This window comes from Rhizobium sp. RU20A (assembly GCF_900155885.1).
Classification (GTDB): Bacteria; Pseudomonadota; Alphaproteobacteria; order Rhizobiales; family Rhizobiaceae; genus RU20A.
The window spans coordinates 80574-99110 of sequence record NZ_FTMB01000009.1; the positions used below are offsets into that span (position 1 = coordinate 80574).

At 65.9% G+C, this 18537-nt stretch carries 11 protein-coding genes; 4 read left to right on the plus strand and 7 right to left on the minus strand.

Translation table 11 applies throughout. The features are described from left to right. Positions 1-70 precede the first annotated feature (70 nt). The 3 genes from F3H41_RS17950 (at position 71) to scpA (ending at position 5334) form a co-directional block, all read left to right on the plus strand. Entirely contained in the window at positions 71-391 is a 321-nt protein-coding gene (locus tag F3H41_RS17950; protein ID WP_188129522.1) for a hypothetical protein, read from the plus strand. Further along, a complete protein-coding gene (locus F3H41_RS17955) occupies positions 391-2397 on the plus strand; it encodes an acetyl/propionyl/methylcrotonyl-CoA carboxylase subunit alpha (protein ID WP_149740056.1) in 2007 nt (668 codons plus the stop codon). The genes F3H41_RS17950 and F3H41_RS17955 overlap by 1 nt, the downstream gene beginning before the upstream one ends. Positions 2398-3195: 798 nt before the next feature. Continuing rightward, positions 3196-5334: a methylmalonyl-CoA mutase gene (gene scpA / locus F3H41_RS17965; RefSeq protein ID WP_149740058.1), complete on the plus strand. Its 2139-nt coding sequence runs from the start codon at positions 3196-3198 to the stop codon at positions 5332-5334. A 687-nt stretch (positions 5335-6021) separates the two neighbouring features. On the opposite strand, the gene F3H41_RS17970 is transcribed toward scpA, so the two are convergent. From F3H41_RS17970 to F3H41_RS17985, 4 genes are all read right to left on the minus strand, one after another. Beyond that, entirely contained in the window at positions 6022-6933 is a 912-nt protein-coding gene (locus F3H41_RS17970; RefSeq protein ID WP_149740059.1) for a DMT family transporter, read from the minus strand. A gap of 118 nt (positions 6934-7051) precedes the next feature. Further along, positions 7052-8605, minus strand: a complete 1554-nt coding sequence (locus F3H41_RS17975) for an EAL domain-containing protein (protein ID WP_244616264.1) — start codon at positions 8603-8605, stop codon at positions 7052-7054. Between the two features lie 70 nt (positions 8606-8675). Beyond that, positions 8676-9887: a CaiB/BaiF CoA-transferase family protein gene (locus F3H41_RS17980; protein ID WP_149740060.1), complete on the minus strand. Its 1212-nt coding sequence runs from the start codon at positions 9885-9887 to the stop codon at positions 8676-8678. Positions 9888-10079: 192 nt separating this feature from the next. Then, on the minus strand, positions 10080-11267 hold the full coding sequence (locus F3H41_RS17985; RefSeq protein WP_149740061.1) for an acyl-CoA dehydrogenase: 1188 nt from the start codon (positions 11265-11267) through the stop codon (positions 10080-10082). 293 nt (positions 11268-11560) lie between these two features. On the opposite strand from F3H41_RS17985, the gene F3H41_RS17990 reads away from it, so the two are divergent. After that, complete coding sequence (locus F3H41_RS17990; RefSeq protein ID WP_149740062.1) at positions 11561-13282, plus strand: methyl-accepting chemotaxis protein; 1722 nt, start codon at positions 11561-11563, stop codon at positions 13280-13282. Positions 13283-13348: 66 nt separating this feature from the next. Here the strand turns inward: F3H41_RS17990 and htpG are convergent, their stop codons facing one another. The 3 genes from htpG to F3H41_RS18005 form a co-directional block, all read right to left on the minus strand. Further along, the gene (htpG, locus tag F3H41_RS17995) at positions 13349-15253 is read right to left on the minus strand and encodes a molecular chaperone HtpG (protein WP_149740063.1); all 1905 of its coding nucleotides are present in this window, start codon (positions 15251-15253) and stop codon (positions 13349-13351) included. Between the two features lie 311 nt (positions 15254-15564). Then, the gene (locus F3H41_RS18000) at positions 15565-17019 is read right to left on the minus strand and encodes an NAD-dependent succinate-semialdehyde dehydrogenase (RefSeq protein ID WP_149740064.1); all 1455 of its coding nucleotides are present in this window, start codon (positions 17017-17019) and stop codon (positions 15565-15567) included. Between the two features lie 131 nt (positions 17020-17150). Next, positions 17151-18425: a 4-aminobutyrate--2-oxoglutarate transaminase gene (locus F3H41_RS18005; protein WP_149740065.1), complete on the minus strand. Its 1275-nt coding sequence runs from the start codon at positions 18423-18425 to the stop codon at positions 17151-17153. Positions 18426-18537 lie beyond the last annotated feature (112 nt).

The following is an 18537-nucleotide window of genomic DNA, read 5'->3' on the forward strand; positions in this document are numbered from 1 at the left end:
AGGCAGATGAGGGGAGCTGCCCGCCGCGCGAGGCCGCGAAGGGCAGGGAGAACAACGGAGGAGGCCAGCCATGCGGCTGCCGGAGAAGCCCGAGCTGACGCCGGAGGAGGCGCGGCGGGACCATGCCGAAATGCTGCGGTTCCTCGCGCTCAATGCGGCCGGCGGCGCGCTGATCGGGGTCGCGGTGGCGCTCGCCATCTACTGGTTCGATCTGGGCGGCTTTGGCACGCGGGTGGCGCGGGCCGACAATCCCGTCCTGCCGATCCTGCTTCTCGTCGTGCCGCTTGCCAGCATCTTCGGCGGCGCGGCGGCGGCGACCAGCATTCTGACGCTGCCCTACGGCGCCAAATACAAAGACAAGACAGACACGAGACCCGGAAAGCCCGACTGATGTTCAAGAAGATCCTTATCGCCAATCGCGGCGAAATCGCCTGCCGCGTCATCAAAACGGCCCGTCGTCTGGGCATCGCCACCGTCGCCGTCTATTCGGATGCCGACCGCAACGCGCTGCATGTGGAAATGGCGGACGAGGCGGTGCATATCGGCCCGGCGCCGTCTTCCCAGTCCTATATCGTCATCGAGCGCATCCTGGAGGCGATCCGCCAGACCGGCGCCGATGCGGTGCATCCCGGCTATGGCTTCCTCTCCGAAAATGCCGCCTTCGCCGCCGCACTCGAAAAGGAAGGCGTTGCCTTCATCGGCCCGCCGGTCGGTGCCATCGAGGCCATGGGCGACAAGATCACCTCGAAGAAGCTTGCGGCCGAGGCTGGCGTCTCCACCGTTCCCGGCCATATGGGCCTGATCGCCGACGCCGACGAGGCCGTGCGCATTTCCGCCGGGATCGGCTATCCCGTCATGATCAAGGCGTCCGCCGGCGGCGGCGGCAAGGGCATGCGCATCGCCTGGAACGATGCGGAGGCCCGCGAGGGTTTCCAGTCCTCGAAGAACGAGGCGAAGGCCTCCTTCGGCGACGACCGCATCTTCATCGAGAAATTCGTCACCGAGCCGCGCCACATCGAAATCCAGGTGCTCGGCGACAAACACGGCACGGTGCTCTATCTCGGCGAACGCGAATGCTCCATCCAGCGGCGAAACCAGAAGGTCATCGAGGAGGCCCCGTCGCCCTTCCTGACGCCGGAGACCCGCAGGGCCATGGGCGAGCAGGCCGTGGCGCTGGCGAAGGCCGTCGGCTACCACTCGGCCGGCACGGTCGAATTCATCGTCGATGGCAAGGCGAATAAATTCTACTTCCTCGAAATGAACACCCGCCTGCAGGTGGAACACCCCGTCACCGAACTCGTCACCGGTCTCGATCTCGTTGAGCAGATGATCCGCGTCGCCGCCGGCGAAAGGCTCTCGCTCGCGCAGGACGCGGTAAAGCTCAATGGCTGGGCCATCGAAAGCCGCCTCTACGCCGAAGATCCCTACCGCAACTTCCTGCCCTCCATCGGCCGCCTGACGCGCTATCGCCCGCCGGTGGAAGGCATCCGCGCCGATGGCACCAAAGTGCGCAACGATACCGGCGTCACCGAGGGCGGCGAGATCTCCATGTATTACGACCCCATGGTCGCCAAGCTCTGCACCTGGGCCCCGACCCGAGAAGCCGCCATCGACGCGATGGGCGCCGCGCTCGATGATTTCGAGGTGGAAGGCATTGGCCACAACCTGCCCTTCCTCGCCGCCGTCATGCGCCATCCGCGCTTTCGCGAGGGGCGGCTGACCACGGCCTTCATCGCCGAGGAGTTTCCGGAGGGCTTCCACGGCGTGTCGCCCGGTGCCGACGACGCCCGCGCGCTGGCGGCCATTGCCGCGCTCGTCAACCACCGCATCCAGAGCCGCGCCGCCACGATCTCCGGCACGATCGGCCATCACCGCCGCATCGTCGGTGCCGACTGGGTCGTCGCCTTCGCCGATCAGGAGTGGCCGCTCTCGCTGGATCTGACCGGGGAGGCCGCAACGGCCGTCTTCGAGGATGGCGACGCCGTCTCGGTTGCCGGCGACTGGCGCCCCGGCCGCACGCTCGGCACGTTTGCCGTCGACGGCCGGCCCGTCAGCGTCAAGATCGACCTTGCCGGGCCGGCGCTGCGCCTGCGCTTTCAGGGCATCGACATCACCGCCCGGGTGCGCGAGCCGCATGTGGCGGCGCTCGCCCGCCTGATGCCGAAAAAGGCGCCACCGGACACGTCCCGCCTGCTCCTTTGCCCCATGCCGGGCGTCGTGACCTCCATCCTCGTTGCCGAAGGCGACACGGTGGAAGCCGGCCAGGCGCTTGCCACCGTCGAGGCCATGAAGATGGAAAACGTTCTCAAAGCCGAACGCCGCGCCACCGTCAAACGCGTCGCCGTGCCCGCCGGCGCGAGCCTTGCGGTCGACGATCTCATCCTCGAATTTGCGTGAGGGGAGGCGGGATGGTCACGGTGCGGAGATCGGGGAGCGAACGGACGCCCTCCCACCTCCCCCTTGAGGGGGGAGGTCGCCGCAAAGCGGCGGGTGGGGGTGACCTCGCCAAGACCGCTGCTCTCGCAGATCCGAACATTACCGCCCGCCCCGCATCCGGGGCGGATCACCCCACCCCGTCCCTTCGGTCCGACCCTCCCCCTCAAGGGGGGGGTGGGTGCCAAGCGCCATCCTGCAGTGCCCCAAAAACCGCCGCCGAATGGATGGTGCTCGCCGAGAGGCAAGGGGCGCGCTCAACGAACCTTATCCGATCCGCCCGCTCCCACCTCCCCCTTGAGGGGGGAGGTCGCCGCAAAGCGGCGGGTGGGGGTGACCTCGCCACAACCGCTGCCCTCGCAGATCCGAACACCACCGCCCGCCCTGCATCCGGGGCCGGTCACCCCACCCCGTCCCTTCGGTCCGACCCTCCCCCTCAAGGGGAGGGTGGGTGCCAAGCGCCATCCTGCATTTCCCCAAAAACCTCCGCCGAATGGATGGTGCTCGCCGAGAGGCAAGGGGCGCGCTCAAAGAGCCTTATCGGATCCGCCCGCTCCCACCTCCCCCTTGAGGGGGGAGGTCGCCGCAGAGCGGCGGGTGGGGGTGACCCCGCCACAACCGCTGCCCTCGCAGATCCGAACACCACCGCCCGCGCCGCATCCGCGGCCGGTCACCCCACCCCGTCCCTTCGGGCCGACCCTCCCCCTCAAGGGGAGGGTGGGTGCCCCATCCCATCCTCTCCCTCCACCCACAGGTGATCCCATGACCCCGAAAACCTTTGCCGATTGGGCAGCGCTGGCCGAGAAGGAAGTCAAGGCGCCGGCCGAGAGCCTCGTGTGGCCGACGCCGGAAGGCATTGCGGTGAAGCCGCTCTATACCGCGCAGGATCTCGAAGGCGTCAACCACCTCGGCTCGCTGCCGGGCTTCTCCCCCTTCGTGCGGGGCCCGCGCGCCACCATGTATGCGGGGCGCCCCTGGACGATCCGGCAATATGCGGGCTTTTCCACCGCCGAAGCCTCGAACGCCTTCTATCGCAAGGCGCTCGCCGCCGGTCAGCAGGGCGTCTCCGTCGCCTTCGACCTTGCCACCCATCGCGGCTATGACAGCGATCATCCCCGCGTCGTCGGCGATGTCGGCAAGGCGGGCGTGGCGATCGACAGCGTCGAGGACATGAAGATCCTCTTCGACGGCATTCCGCTGGAGAAGGTGTCGGTCTCCATGACCATGAACGGCGCGGTCATTCCGGTGCTCGCCGCCTTCATCGTCGCGGGCGAGGAGCAGGGCGTGCCGCGCGCGGCGCTCTCGGGCACGATCCAGAACGACATTCTCAAGGAGTTCATGGTCCGCAACACCTATATCTACCCGCCCGAGCCCTCCATGCGCATCGTTGCCGACATCATCGCCTATACGGCGAAGGAGATGCCGAAATTCAATTCGATCTCGATCTCCGGCTATCACATGCAGGAGGCGGGTGCGACGCTGGTGCAGGAACTGGCCTTCACGCTGGCCGACGGGCGCGAATATGTGCGCGCCGCCATCGCCAAGGGGCTCGACGTCGATGAGTTCGCCGGCCGGCTCTCCTTCTTCTTCGCCATCGGCATGAACTTCTTCATGGAAGCCGCGAAGCTCCGTGCCGCGCGACTGCTCTGGACGCGCATCATGGAGGATTTCCGGCCGAAGAAGGCCTCGTCGCTGATGCTGCGCACCCACTGCCAGACGTCCGGCGTCTCGCTGCAGGAGCAGGACCCCTACAACAACATCGTGCGCACCGCCTTCGAGGCCATGTCGGCCGTGCTCGGGGGCACGCAGTCGCTGCACACCAATTCCTTCGACGAGGCCATTGCGCTGCCCACCGAGTTCTCGGCCCGCATCGCCCGCAACACGCAGCTCATTCTCCAGCACGAGACGGGCGTCACGAAGGTGGTCGATCCGCTCGCCGGCTCCTATTACGTCGAAAGCCTCACCAACGAGCTTGCCGAAAAGGCCTGGGCGCTGATGGAGGAGGTGGAGGCGCTCGGCGGCATGACGAAGGCCGTGCAGGAGGGACTGCCCAAGCGCCTGATCGAGGAAGCCGCCACCCGCCGGCAGGCCGCCGTCGACAAGGGCGAGGAGGTCATCGTCGGCGTCAACCGCTACCGGCTGGAAACGGAAGCCGAGATCGACATTCTCGAGATCGACAATTCCGCCGTGCGCACCGCCCAGGTCCGCCGCATCGAGGAAACCCGCCGCCGCCGCGACACCGCCGCCGTCGAGGCCGCGCTCGCCCGGCTGACGGAGATCGCCCGCAGCGGCGCGGGCAATGTGCTGGAAGCCGCCGTTAACGCCGCCCGCGCCCGCGCCACGGTCGGCGAGATCTCGGATGCGATGCGCACCGTCTTCGGCGATCACGCCGCCGTGCCCGAGGTCGTGCACGACATCTATGGCGATGCCTATCGCGACGAGCCGGAGCTGAAGGTGCTTGCCGGTCGCATCGCCGCCTTTGCGGAAACCGCAGGCGCAAAGCCGCGCCTCATGGTCGCCAAGCTCGGCCAGGACGGCCATGACCGCGGCGCCAAGATCATCGCGTCTGCCTTTGGTGACATGGGCTTCGAGGTGCTGGCGGGTCCCCTCTTCCAGACGCCGGAGGAGGCGGCCGATCTTGCCGTCACCTCCAAGGTCCATGTCGTCGGCATGTCTTCCCTCGCCGCCGGCCACAAGACGCTGGCGCCGCAGCTGGTGGAGGCCCTGAAGGCGAGGGGCGCGTCTGACGTCATCGTCATCGTCGGCGGCGTCGTGCCCCGGCAGGATTATCAGTATCTGCTCGACCACGGCGTTTCCGCCGTCTTCGGGCCCGGCACCAATGTCATGGAAGCCGCCCGCGCGGTGCTCGACCTGATCGAGGGGCGGCGGCGCAACGCTTGAAATCCGAAAATTTTTCCCCGTCCGTCCTCGTGTTGCGGGGCCGTCCCATACTGGCCTTGTCTTCCCATCGGATACACCGGCAGGCGTGCCGGCGAGGGAAGGCCGGCGCGGAAGGGAACGGGGCAGACGCGGCCCCCTCCGGTCCGGGTCCGCAAAACGGCTGCAAGCCCGCGCGAAAGCCGGGTGGAAGCTGGGCTTCAGGGACGTGAATGGCGGCGGGTGAAACACCGCCGTCCCGTAAAACCCGGCTGTTGCGGCGTCAAAGCCGCGTCGCAGGAGCCGGACGAGGCACCGGGTCGAGCCGGGAGCATCACGCCCGAGCAGTCAGGCTTGCGGATAAAAACCGCCGAACGGGGCGCTGGAAGGCGTCATTTTTACCAATACTTTTCGCCACCGGCGGCTTCGAGCGCCCCGTCCGAAAAGACCGACATCGACAAAACCCGGCGGCCAGCCGCGCGGGATGCGTCCGGCTATTTGAAAACAGAGATTCTCCAGCCGAAGGACCACCACCTCGGCGTTGCACAGGGCGGCAGGGCAGCCCTCGGGCTTGCTCTCTCCACCGTCACCCGCCCTCTGCGCCACCGTGCTCCCCTCTCTCCGCCGTCATTCTCCCCCTCCACCGTCATCCTCGGGCTTGACCCGAGGATCCAGTACCACCCGGCAATGCCTGAAAGATGGATCCTCGGGTCAAGCCCGAGGATGACCGGAAGGATGGGCCCGCGCCGCCCGGCGCTTCAGTTTCTGTTCGCGCAGCACGATGTAGGTCCCCGATCCCATGATGAGGACCGCGCCGATGACGATCGAGGTGCGCGGCACGTCGCCGAAGAAAAGATAGCCGAAGAGCACGGCCCAGAAGAGCAGCGCATATTGCAGCGGCGCCACCGTCGCGGCATCGGCCAGCTTCATGGCGCGGTTGACGAGCACATGGGCGAGCATGGCGACGATGCCGAGCAGGCCGAGCAGGACGAGATCGCCCGCGCTTTGCACCGGCGCCCAGTCGAAGGGCGCCCAGACGATGCCGACGAGCGCCGCCCCCACGATCTGCCAGAACACCAGCACCGTATCGGGCGTGCCGCGCAGCGAGCGGGCCGTCACCATCATGAAGGCAAAGCACATGGAGCCGATGAGGCAGATCAGCGCCGGCAGGCCGAGCGCCTGGCCCGACGGGTCGAGCGCGATCACGACGCCGATGAAGCCGACGACGATCGCGCTCCAGCGCCGCCAGCCGACCGTCTCCCCCAGCACCAGCGGCGAGACGGCGGCGACATAGATCGGCGCGGCCAGGAGATAGGTCATGACATCGGCGAGCGGCAGGAATTGCAGCGCCGCGTAAAACAGAAAGATCTCCGCCGTCGAGGCGGCGACGCGCGCCACCTGCAGACCCGGCCGCTCCAGCGCAAACAGCGGCCGCCAGCCGGTTTTCATCAGGAACGGCGCAAGAAGGATCAGTGCCGCCGCGCTGCGGATCAGCACGACCTGCCCGACCGAATAGCTCGCCACCAGCCACTTGCCCATCGTGTCGTTCAGCGAGAACATCAGCGTGGCAAGCAGCATCACGAAGGCGCCGCTGCGGGCGGCCGAGAAGATCAAGGCGGGCATTGAGGGGATCCTGACGCAAGAGCCCCGCATGTGCCACAAAGCGCTGACGGCGACCAGCCACCAATGCTGATGGATCGATCAGCGCGGGTGAGGGGCCAAGTGGCCGACCTTCCTTTTCTCAAGCCACGTCCCGCGTGTGCTGCCGCTCCGCGATGTAGGCCAGCGCGGCCTCGGCGGGCATCGGGCGGCCGAAGAGGTAGCCCTGGCCGATGTCGCATCCTTCGGCGAGGAAATAGGCGAGCTGGCTGTGTTCCTCCAGTCCCTCGATGGTCATGGCGACGTTGAGGCTCTTGCCGAGGCCGAGCATGGCCTTGACGATCTTCGCCTCGCGCCCTTCGGCAAGGTTCTTCGGCACGAGGCTCTTGTCGAGCTTGATCTTGTCGAACTGGAACCGGGCGAGCTGCGCAAGGCTCGAATAGCCGGTGCCGAAATCGTCGAGGGAGACCTGGATGCCGAGCAGCCGGAAGCCCCGGATCAGCGTTTCCGCCAGTTCCGGCTCCGTCATCAGCGCGTTTTCAGTGATCTCCATCTCCAGCCGGGCGGGATCGAGGCCGGTGACCTGCAGGATCTTTCCGATCCGCTCGACCAGCATCCGGTCCTCGAGCTGCAGCGGCGAGAGGTTGAAGGACAGGCGAATGGTGTCCGGCCAGCCTGCGGCCTCCCGGCATGCCTTGGCGAGCAGCTGTTCGAACAGCGGAGTGATCAGGCCGATCTCCTCGGCCAGCGAAATGAAGAGCTGCGGCGAGATCATCGTGCCGCTCTCGTCCTGCCAGCGGGCGAGCGCCTCGAAGCCGCAGATGTCGCCGGTCTTCAGGTCGATCAGCGGCTGGTAGTGGCAGGTGATCCTGTCGTCCTCGACGGCGCGGCGCAGGCGGTTCTCCAGTCGTGCCCTCGCGCTCACCCGTTCCAGCATGCCGCGTTCGAACAGCATCGTGCGGTTCGGTCCGTGCTTCTTGGCTTCGTAGAGCGCGACATCGGCGAGGTGGCAGACTTCGGCAAAGGCCGTGGCATGTTCGGGCCAGCGGGCATAGCCGACGCTCGCGCCGACCTGCACCATCATGTCCCCGGCCTGCACGGGCCGCGTCAGCGCATGAATGAGCATGGAAGCAAACTTCTCTTCCTTCTCGGGGGGCAGCCCGCTGGCGACGGCCAGAAACTCGTCGCCGCCGAGGCGGAAGATGCAGCCGCGCTGGGTGAAGGCCGACAGCCGCCGCGCGATTTCCACGAGCAGCAGGTCGCCGCCACGATGTCCGGCGAGGTCGTTGACCTTCTTGAAACCGTCGAGGTCAATGGCAAAGACGGTGACCTTGCCGATCGTCATTTCGGCGTTCGGCCCAGCCATGCCGGTCACGTCGAAGCGTTCGAGCGCATAGCGGTTCGGCAGGCGCGTCAGATGGTCATGGGTGGCGATGTGATTGGCGCGCTCGGCCGCCTGCCGGCGGCGCAGGGCCTCGTTCCTGAAGTCGCGCACCCTCAGCCCGGCATAGATGAAGCTGGCAAGGCCGACGATGTTGACGACGGCGAGAAACACCGTCACGCCGGGCCCGTCATTGGCCCGCAACTGCGCATCGAGCTCGAAACGCAGCATATAGGCGATCATCGATGCGAGAGCGGCGGCGCATCCAAGGAGGATCACCTGCCTGCCTGCGCTGCTGCGAATGAAGTCGTCCACGGTCCGATCCTCCGGCATGTGAATGCCTTTGTTGCAGAGCGGACTTCAAGGACGACTTAATGGTGCATCCCTATTTCTTCGGATTTATGAACTGTCTCTCAGATGCTTGCGGAAGATCAAGTCCGGCGAGGACCTCATCCGTGTGCTGGCCGAGCCGCGGTGCGCCCGTGGTGAGCGCAAGGCTGGCATCGGAAAAGACGATCGGCGTGCGCACGCCCGGCGCGGTGCCGCCCTTCGCACCCGCGTGGGGAAGATCGACGCGCATGCCGCGATGGGCGATCTGCGGATCGTCGAAGACGTCGGCGACGGTGTTGATCGGACCGCCCGGCACGCCTTCGGCTTCGAGCATGGAAAGCAGCGTGTCGCGGGCAAAACGCTGCGTCTCGGCCGAAAGCGCCTCGGTCAGCGCGTCGCGGTTGGCAACGCGCAGCGCATTGGTGGCAAAGCGCGGATCGCCGGCAAGATCCTCGCGTCCGAGAAGGGTCGCAAAGCGCACGAACTGCCGGTCATTGCCGACCGCGACGATGAGGTGCCCGTCGGCGACCGGGAAGACCTGATAGGGGGCGATGTTGGGATGGGCATTGCCGAGCCGCTTCGGCGCCTTGCCGGAAACGAGGAAGTTCAGCGCCTGGTTGGCGAGAACCCCGGTCATGCAGTCGAGCAGCGCAATGTCGATGCGCTGACCGCGGCCGGTGCGTTCCCGCTGGGCGAGCGCCGCCTGGATGGCGATGACGCCGTAAAGCCCGGTGAAGATGTCGGCAAAGGCGACGCCGATCTTCTGCGGCTCACGCTCGGGCTCCCCCGTCAGGTCCATGATGCCGCTCATGCCCTGCACGATGTAGTCGTAGCCGGCCCGGTGCGCATAGGGGCCGTCCTGCCCGAAGCCGGTGACCGAGCAATAGACGAGCCGCGGATTGACGGCCTTCAGGCTCTCGTAATCGAGCCCGTATTTGTCGAGCCCGCCGACCTTGAAATTCTCGACGAGAACGTCGGACTGCGCCGCCAGCCGCCGCACCGCCTCCTGCCCTTCCTTGGTGGTGAAATCGAGAACGACGGATTTCTTGCCGCGATTGCAGGCATGGAAATAGGCCGCATCCAGCCGCTCCCCGTCCTCGCCCTCCACGAAGGGCGGTCCCCAGCTGCGCGTGTCGTCGCCTTGCGGGCTCTCGACCTTGATGACGTCAGCCCCGAGATCGGCGAGCGTCTGCCCGATCCAGGGTCCGGCCAGAATACGCGCCAGCTCCAGCACCTTCAGGCCGGCAAGGGGATGGGTGTCGCTCATCTCTGGGTCTCCGTGGGCTAGGCTGTCCGGATTGGGGTTGTGTGCCCGCTCCCCTCTCCTCCGTCATCCTCGGGTCAAGCCCGAGGATGACGGAGGAGGGGGTCGAGGTGGAAAGGATCAAGGCGTAAGGCAATGGCCGTCGCGGCAGAGGCTCGCCCTACGCTCTCCGACGCCGCCGCGTCCGTCACACCCTCAGAAAAACGCCTGCAACCCCGTCTGCGCCCGGCCGAGGATCAGCGCATGCACGTCGTGCGTCCCCTCATAGGTGTTCACCGTCTCGAGGTTCACCATGTGGCGCATCACCTGGTATTCCTCGGAAATGCCGTTGCCGCCGTGCATGTCGCGGGCCATGCGGGCGATGTCGAGCGCCTTGCCGCAATTGTTGCGCTTGACGATGGAGATCATCTCCGGCGCCATGCGGTGCTCGTCCATCAGGCGGCCCACGCGCAAGGAGCCCTGCAGGCCGAGCGCGATCTCCGTCAGCATGTCCGACAGCTTCTTCTGGAAGAGCTGCGTCTGGGCGAGCGGCTTGCCGAACTGCTTGCGGTCGAGGCCGTACTGGCGGGCCGCATGCCAGCAGAATTCGGCCGCGCCCAGCACGCCCCAGGAAATGCCGTAGCGGGCCCGGTTGAGGCAGCCGAAAGGACCCTTGAGGCCTTCGACGTTGGGCAGCAGCTGCTCTTCGCCGACTTCCACATTGTCCATGACGATCTCGCCGGTCACGGACGCGCGCAGCGACAGCTTGCCGCCGATCTTCGGTGCCGAGAGGCCCTTCATGCCCTTCTCCAGGATGAAGCCGCGGATGGCGCCGCCATGGGCTTCCGACTTCGCCCAGACCACGAAGACATCGGCGATCGGCGCATTCGAGATCCACATCTTCGAGCCGACGAGCCGATAGCCGCCCTCGGTCTTGATGGCGCGGGTCTTCATGCCGCCGGGGTCGGAGCCGGCGTCCGGCTCGGTGAGGCCGAAGCAGCCGATATACTCGCCCGAGATCAGCTTCGGCAGGTACTTCTGCCGCTGCTCTTCCGAGCCATAGGCATGGATCGGGTAGATGACGAGGGAAGACTGCACGCTCATCATGGAGCGGTAGCCGCTGTCGACGCGCTCGACCTCGCGGGCAATCAGGCCGTAGGCAACATAAGAGGCGCCGACGCCGCCATAGGTGTCGGGAACGGTGACGCCGAGCAGACCGACCTCGCCCATTTCGCGGAAGATGCCGGGCTCGGTCTTCTCCTCGCGATAGGCCTCGATGACGCGCGGCTGCAGCTTATCCTGCGCATAGGCCCGCGCCGTATCGCGGATCATGCGCTCGTCGTCCGTCAGCTGGTCCTCGAGAAGGAAGGGGTCTTCCCAGACGAATTCGTTCTTGCCGGCCATGGTCTTCTCCTCGGTCGCGGAACAGGGCAGCGCCCCTGACATCTGCGGAGGGTTATCGCAGCCCGTCGGGAAAGCGCCAAACGAAAAACCCTCACAGTGTCATGACATCCACGCATGGCCGCAACCGATGGTGGATTGAGGGCAGGCACATGCAAGTCTCTCAATTCGTTGGCATTTAAGGTGTTCATTCACTCTTTCGAAAGAGGGAACGTAGTAGGGGGGTAAGTGTTCAGCGACACGGCGCCCGGCAGTTTCAAGCCGGGAACGATCGCGCTTACAGGAGTTTCCCCGACATGTCCTTCAGACATTTGCTCGGCGCCCGCGAGCGTTTGGCCATGCTCAATGCCATCCACCGTTCCCAGGCTGTCATCGAATTCGATCTTTCCGGCACCATCCTCTCGGCCAATGAAAACTTCTGCAAGACGATCGGCTATAGCGCGAACGAGATCGTCGGCCGGCATCACAGCCTGTTCGTTTCGACGGACGAAGCGCAATCGGGTGCCTACCGCGCCTTCTGGGCCGGGCTTGCCGCCGGGCACTTCAGCCAGGGCAAGTACCGCCGCATCGGCAAGGATGGCCGACAGGTGTGGATCGAGGCGACCTACAATCCGATTTTCCGCCGCGGCAAACCCTGGAAGGTCGTGAAGTTCGCCACCGACATCACCGCCCAGCATCGCAAGTCGATGGAAGAGGCCGGCAAGATCGAGGCCCTGTCGCGCGCGCTCGCCGTCATCGAGTTCACCCCGGACGGCCATATCCTGACGGCCAACGAGAATTTCCTGTCGACGCTCGGCTACACGCTGCCGGAAATCGTCGGCAAGCACCATGCCCTGTTCTGCGAACCGTCCTATGCGGCAAGCGATGCCTATCGCACCTTCTGGCGGGATCTCGGCCGCGGCACCTTCGCCTCCGACCAGTTCATGCGGATCGCCAAAAACGGCCGGCGCGTCTTCATCCAGGCCTCCTACAACCCGATCCTCGACGAGGACGGCCATGTGACCAAGGTGGTGAAATTCGCGACCGATGTTACGGCCCGTGTCGAGGCGGTCGAGGAGATCGGCGCGGGGCTTGAAAGGCTCGCGCAGTGCAATGTCCGCATTACCCTCGACAAGCCGTTCGTCGGCGAGCTCGAAAGTCTGCGCAAGAACTTCAACAGCTCGATCGGCGCCTTCCAGGCCACGCTCGAAAGGGTTCTGGATCAGACCCGCGGCCTGACCGCCGATAGCCAGGACATCCACGCGGCCGCCGATGACCTCTCCGAGCGCACTACCCAGCAGGCCGACGCGCTCGAAAACACCTCCAGCGCCCTGCACGAGGTGGCCGCCACCGTTGAGCTCGCCGCCCGCAATGCGTCCGAGACGCGCCGCCTCGTGCAGGAAGCGCGCAGCTCCGCCAACCAGTCGGGCAGCGTGCTGCGCGAGACGGTCGAGGCCATGAACCGCATCCAGAAAGCGTCGGACGAGATCGGCACCATCATCGGCGTCATCAACGAGATCGCCTTCCAGACCAATCTCCTGGCGCTGAATGCCGGGGTGGAAGCCGCCCGCGCCGGTGACGCCGGCAAGGGCTTTGCCGTGGTAGCCCAGGAAGTCAGGGCGCTCGCCCAACGCTCCGCCAGTGCCGCCAACGACATCCGGGCGCTGATCGGCAATGCCGGCCGCGAAGTGGTGGAAGGGGTCCGTCTCGTCGACGCCACCGGCCGGTCGCTTGAGGAAATCACCGCCTTCGTGGAAACCATCGACCAGAACATCGACGGCATCGCCACGGCGGCGTCCGAACAGACGGCGGGGATCAGCCATATCCGCCAGTCGATCCGCGATCTCGACGAGGTCACCCGCCAGAATGCCGACATGGTGCGCCGCACGGTCGCGATCAGCCAGAGCCTCGCTGACGGCTCCGACGCGCTCGCCGATCTCGTCGGCAATTTCAAGCTCAACCGACGCCGTGTCCAGCGCGAGGAGGGTGCCGTGCCGGCCACTCCGGTGCCTGTATCCCGCACCATGCGCGCAGCCTGAACCAGACGAAAGGGGCCCGGGAGACGCAGTCGCCCGGGCCCTTTCCAAAGATACCGTGGACGGCGATCAGGCCTTCAGCGCCCGATCGAACAGCCGCGACAGGCGCTCGGCGAAGGCCTTGGGATCGGCCGGCTTGTCGCCGTCGAGAATGCGGGCCTGGTCGAGCAGCAGGTGTGCCGCATCCGTCTTGAGGCCCTGATCGTCCGGCCGCGCGGCCAGCGCCTTAACGAGATCATGGCCCGGATTGACTTCCAGCACCGGCTTTGCCGCCTCCGACAGGCGTCCCGCGCCCTGCAGGATCTTTTCCAGGTGCCGGTCCGGCCCGTGTTCCGGCGCCACCAGGCAGACCGCGCTTTCGCGCAGGCGATCCGAAACCCTGACATCCGAGACGGCATCCGAGAGCACGCCCTTGGCAAAGGTCACGAAATCCGTGACCGCCGGCGAGGCATCGGCCGGCTTCGTTTCGGCCTCGTCCGCCGCGCCGATCGCCGCGAGATCGGCGCCGCCCTGCGTCACCGACTTGAAGGCCTTGCCATCGAAATCCGGCACCGCCGTCACCCAGAAACTGTCGACGGGATCGGTTAGCAGCAGCACCTCGATCCCCTTGGCGCGGAAACCTTCAAGCTGCGGGGAGGCAAGGATCTGCGCGGCATTGTCGCCGGTGATGTAGTAGATCGCCTGCTGCCCGTCCTTCATGTCCTTGACATAGTCGGCCAGCGAGCGCACGCCCTCGCCGGAGGTCGTCGTCTTGAAGCGGGAAAGAGCGAGCAGCTGCTGGCGCCGCTCGAAGTCCTCGTAAATGCCTTCCTTCAGCACCGTGCCGAAGGTGTCCCAGACCGTCGCGAAAGTCTCCGGCTCGTTCTCGGCCAGCTTCTCGATGTCCTTCAGCACGCGGTTCGTCACGCCCTTGCGGATTGCGCCGAGGATCGGGCTTTCCTGGATCATCTCGCGCGAGACATTGAGCGGCAGGTCGGCGGTATCGACAAGGCCGCGTACGAAACGCAGGTAGCGCGGCATGAGATCGGCATCGTCGGTGATGAAGACGCGCTTCACATAAAGCTTCATGCGCCCCTTGCGATCCTGGTCGAAGAGATCGAAGGGTCGCGAGCCCGGCACGAAGGCGAGCGCGGTATATTCATGCCGCCCCTCGGCGCGGAAATGCACGGTGAGCGCCGGATCGTCATACTGGCCGGCGACGCCGCGGTAGAATTCGGCGTACTCTTGCCTGCTGATCTCGCTCTTCGACTTCGTCCACAGCGCCGACCCGTCGGCGATCTGGCGGGCTTCCTCGCCGGGCTTGTCGATGATGCTGATCGGCACCGGCACGTGGCCGGACTGGTCCTTGACGATCTTCTCGACCGTCCATTTCGACGTGTACTGCTTGGCATCGTCCAGAAGATGGAGCGTGATGCGGGTGCCCCGCACCGGGGCTTCGGAGGGGTCGATGGCCGCCACCGTATAGCTGCCCTTGCCGTCCGACGACCACAGGAAGGCCTCGTCCGAACCGGCACGGCGCGTCGCCACATCGATGCGCTCGGCCACCATGAAGGCGGAATAGAAGCCGACGCCGAACTGGCCGATCAGCTGCGCGCCGGCCGCGCCGCTTTCCTTCTCCTTCTGGGCCGCCTCGATGCGTTCCATGAAGGCCTTCGTGCCGGACCGCGCGATGGTGCCGAGGGCCTCCACGAGATCCTCGCGGCCCATGCCGATGCCGTTATCCTCGACGATCAGCCGCTTGCCCTCTTCGTCCAGCGTCAGCGTGATCTTCGCCTGCGGATCGGACCCGAGAAGGGCAGGGTTCTCGATCGCCTCGTAGCGCAGCTTCTCGCAGGCATCGGCGGCATTCGAGATCAATTCGCGCAGGAACACGTCCTTGTCGGAATAGACCGAGTGCACCATCAGGTGCAGAAGCTTCGCGACATCGGCCTCGAACACATGGTTCTCGACGGAACCCTTGGCGGCAGCAGTCATCGGCGGAAAACCTCCTTGGCTTACAGGTGGGTGATGGAAGTGCGCCTCAGGTGGCGAAATCCGGCGGGGAATTCAAGGGGGCGGGCCATGGTGTTTGCGCGTGAAGACTCGTCAGAGTTTCCCGTCATGCTCGGGCTTGACCCGAGCATCCATGCGGCATCCGCCGCACTCTTGGCGTGGATCCTCGGCTCGGTGGCCGAGGATGACGGAGACCGGAGTGAAGGCCCTGCCCGGAAGCGAGGCCTTTCGCACATGAGCAAGCGCTTGCCCGCACTCCAAACGAGCGATGGCATAGCCCTCTAGTCAGCCCCTCAAATGTTCCCCATGCAGAGATACTTCATCTCCAGATAATCCTCCGCGCCGTGGCGGGAGCCCTCGCGGCCGATGCCGGATTGCTTGAGGCCGCCGAAGGGGGCGGCTTCCGACGACATGCGGCCGGTGTTGATGCCGACCATGCCGTATTCCAGCGCTTCGGCGACGCGCCAGACGCGGCTCAGATCGCTCGCATAGAAATAGGCGGCAAGGCCATAGATCGTGTCGTTCGCCTCGCGGATCACGGCTTTTGCATCGGTGAAGGCGACGATCGGCGCCACGGGGCCGAAGGTTTCGTCGCGGGCGATCTGCATGTCCTGCGTCACCCCCGTCAGAACGGTCGGCGGGAAGAAGGTGCCGGATGTGCCGAGCCGCTGGCCGCCGCAGCGCACGGTGGCCCCCTTGGCGCAGGCGTCGGCGATATGCGTCTCGATCTTGCCCAGCGCCCGGGCATCGATCAGCGGCCCGACCGTGCTCTTCGCATCGAAACCGTCGCCGACGGTCAGTTTCGAGACGGCGGCCGCGAATTTCTCCGCGAAGGCATCATGAACGGCGGCGTGCACATAGAGGCGATTGGCCGACACGCAGGTCTGGCCGGCATTGCGGAACTTCGCCTGGATCGCGCCATCGACGGCGGCATCGATATCGGCGTCGTCGAAGACGATGAAGGGCGCGTTGCCGCCGAGCTCGAGGCTGAGCTTCTTGATCTGGTCGGCGCCCTGCCGCATCAGGATGCGGCCGACTTCGGTCGAGCCGGTGAAGCTGACCTTGCGCACCCGCGGATCGGTGCAGAAGACCAGCCCGATCTCCGCGCCGTCTGCGGCCGTCAGGATCGAGAAGATCTCGCCCGGAATGCCGGCCCGCATGGCGAGGTGGTGGAGCGCGAGCCCGATCAGCGGCGTCTGTTCGGCGGGCTTGAGCACCACGGCGCAGCCGACGGACAGCGCCGGCGCCACCTTGCGGGCGATCATCGAGGCCGGGAAGTTCCAGGGCGTGATGGTGCCGACGACGCCGACCGGCTGCTTGATGACGATCATCCGCCTGTCGTCCGACGGCGCCGGAAAGGTCTCGCCGTAGATGCGCTTGGCCTCTTCCGCATACCACTCGACATAGGCTGCAGCATGCTGCAGCTCGGAGCGGCTTTCGGCCAGCGGCTTGCCCATTTCGGCCGTGAGCACGGCCGAGAGATCGTCGATATGGGCAAGAATCAGGTCGTGCCAGGCCCGCATCACGGCGGAGCGGTCCTTGGCGGGACGCCGGCCCCAGGCTTCGCGCGCCTCTTCCGCCCGCGCCACGGCCTCCGTCGCATCCTTTGCACTGAGATCGGCGACATCGGCAAGGTGCTCGCCGGTCGAGGGGTTCACGACGGCAAAGGTCGCGGCACTGTCCCGCGGTGCCGGAAAGATCGCGGCCGGGTCTGTCAGATGGCGAAGAAGCGCGGGGTGAAGCTGCATGGCGGGTCCTGACATCGGGGCTGGGCAATCACGGAAGGGGTGATGTCCTCTGCCTGTCCGCCCGCGGCCCCGCAACGAAAAATGCGATACGGCGACCCGGCCGCCTTGAGGCCGGGTTGCCGCTCTTTGGATCAGGCGGCCGTGCGGGCTGCGAGGATCGAGGCTTCGAGAATGTCGAGCGCTTCGGCGAAGACATTGTCCTGAATGGTGATCGGCGCCAGGAAGCGGATGACATTGCCATGCACGCCGCAGGTCAAGAGGATCAGGCCGCGGTTCAGCGCCTCGAGGCGCACGCGGTTGGCAAAATCGGCGCTCGGCAGGCTGGTCGTGACGTCGTTGAACTCGACCGCATTCATGAAGCCCGGGCCGCGGATGTCGACGATCTCCGGCGCCTGTTCGCGGATCGCGGCCAGGCGCTGCTTGAGCCGGCCGCCGAGCTGCTCGGCGCGGTCGCAGAGGTTTTCGTCGGCGATCACGTCAAGCACGGCGTGGGCTGCGGCAACGCCGAGCGGGTTGCCGGCATAGGTGCCGCCGAGGCCGCCGGGGCCGGGCGCATCCATGATTTCCGCACGGCCCGTGACGGCGGCGATCGGGAACCCGCCGCCAAGGCCCTTGGCCATGGTCACGAGGTCGGCCGCAATGCCGTAATGCTCCATGGCAAACAGCTTGCCGGTACGGGCAAAGCCGGTCTGCACCTCGTCGGCAATCAAGAGCATGCCGTGCTCGTCGCAAATCTGGCGCAGCGCCTTCATCAGCGGGGCCGGCACTGGATAGAAGCCGCCTTCGCCCTGCACCGGCTCGACGATGATGGCGGCAACGCGCTTGGGATCGACATCGGCGGCAAAGAGTTTTTTCAACGTGGTCAGAGACTGCTCTACACTGGTGCCGTGCAGTTCGATGGGGAAGGGCGCATGGAACACGTCAGCCGGCATGGCACCGAAACCAACCTTGTAGGGCACGACCTTTCCGGTCAGCGCCATGCCCATGAAGGTGCGTCCGTGGAAACCGCCGGTAAAGGCGATGACGGCCTGCCGGCCGGTGGCGGCGCGGGCGATCTTCACGGCGTTTTCCACCGCTTCGGCACCGGTGGTGACGAAGATGGTTTTTTTCGCGAAGTCGCCGGGCACGATCGTGTTCAGCCGCTCGGCGAGCTCGACATAGTTTTCGTAAGGCACGACCTGGTGGCAGGTGTGGGTGAAGCGGTCGAGCTGCGCCTTGACCGCCTCGATGACGCGCGGATGGCGGTGGCCGGTGTTGACTACGGCGATGCCGGCGGCGAAATCGATATAACGGTTTCCTTCCTTGTCCCAGATTTCGGCATTTTCAGCGCGATCGGCATAGATCTGCGTCGTCATGCCCACGCCACGGGAAATGGCGGCATTCTTGCGTTCGGTCAGCGTGCTCATCTGGGGCTCCGGGAAACGGTCGAGGAAAACGGGGCGAGAGAATAATTTGCATTTTTTCTGCAAGCTTTTATTTTGATAATCCGGTGGCGGGTGGAATTCAAATGAAAAATCG

Excerpts from the sequence above, each read along its gene's own strand:
- F3H41_RS17950 (WP_188129522.1), top strand. The coding sequence starts at position 71 with ATGCGGCTGCCGGAGAAGCCCGAGCTGACGCCGGAGGAGGCGCGGCGG.
- F3H41_RS17955 (WP_149740056.1), top strand. The coding sequence starts at position 391 with ATGTTCAAGAAGATCCTTATCGCCAATCGCGGCGAAATCGCCTGCCGC.
- scpA (WP_149740058.1), top strand. The coding sequence starts at position 3,196 with ATGACCCCGAAAACCTTTGCCGATTGGGCAGCGCTGGCCGAGAAGGAA.
- F3H41_RS17970 (WP_149740059.1), bottom strand. The coding sequence starts at position 6,933 with ATGCCCGCCTTGATCTTCTCGGCCGCCCGCAGCGGCGCCTTCGTGATG.
- F3H41_RS17980 (WP_149740060.1), bottom strand. The coding sequence starts at position 9,887 with ATGAGCGACACCCATCCCCTTGCCGGCCTGAAGGTGCTGGAGCTGGCG.
- F3H41_RS17985 (WP_149740061.1), bottom strand. The coding sequence starts at position 11,267 with ATGGCCGGCAAGAACGAATTCGTCTGGGAAGACCCCTTCCTTCTCGAG.
- F3H41_RS17990 (WP_149740062.1), top strand. The coding sequence starts at position 11,561 with ATGTCCTTCAGACATTTGCTCGGCGCCCGCGAGCGTTTGGCCATGCTC.
- htpG (WP_149740063.1), bottom strand. The coding sequence starts at position 15,253 with ATGACTGCTGCCGCCAAGGGTTCCGTCGAGAACCATGTGTTCGAGGCC.
- F3H41_RS18000 (WP_149740064.1), bottom strand. The coding sequence starts at position 17,019 with ATGCAGCTTCACCCCGCGCTTCTTCGCCATCTGACAGACCCGGCCGCG.
- F3H41_RS18005 (WP_149740065.1), bottom strand. The coding sequence starts at position 18,425 with ATGAGCACGCTGACCGAACGCAAGAATGCCGCCATTTCCCGTGGCGTG.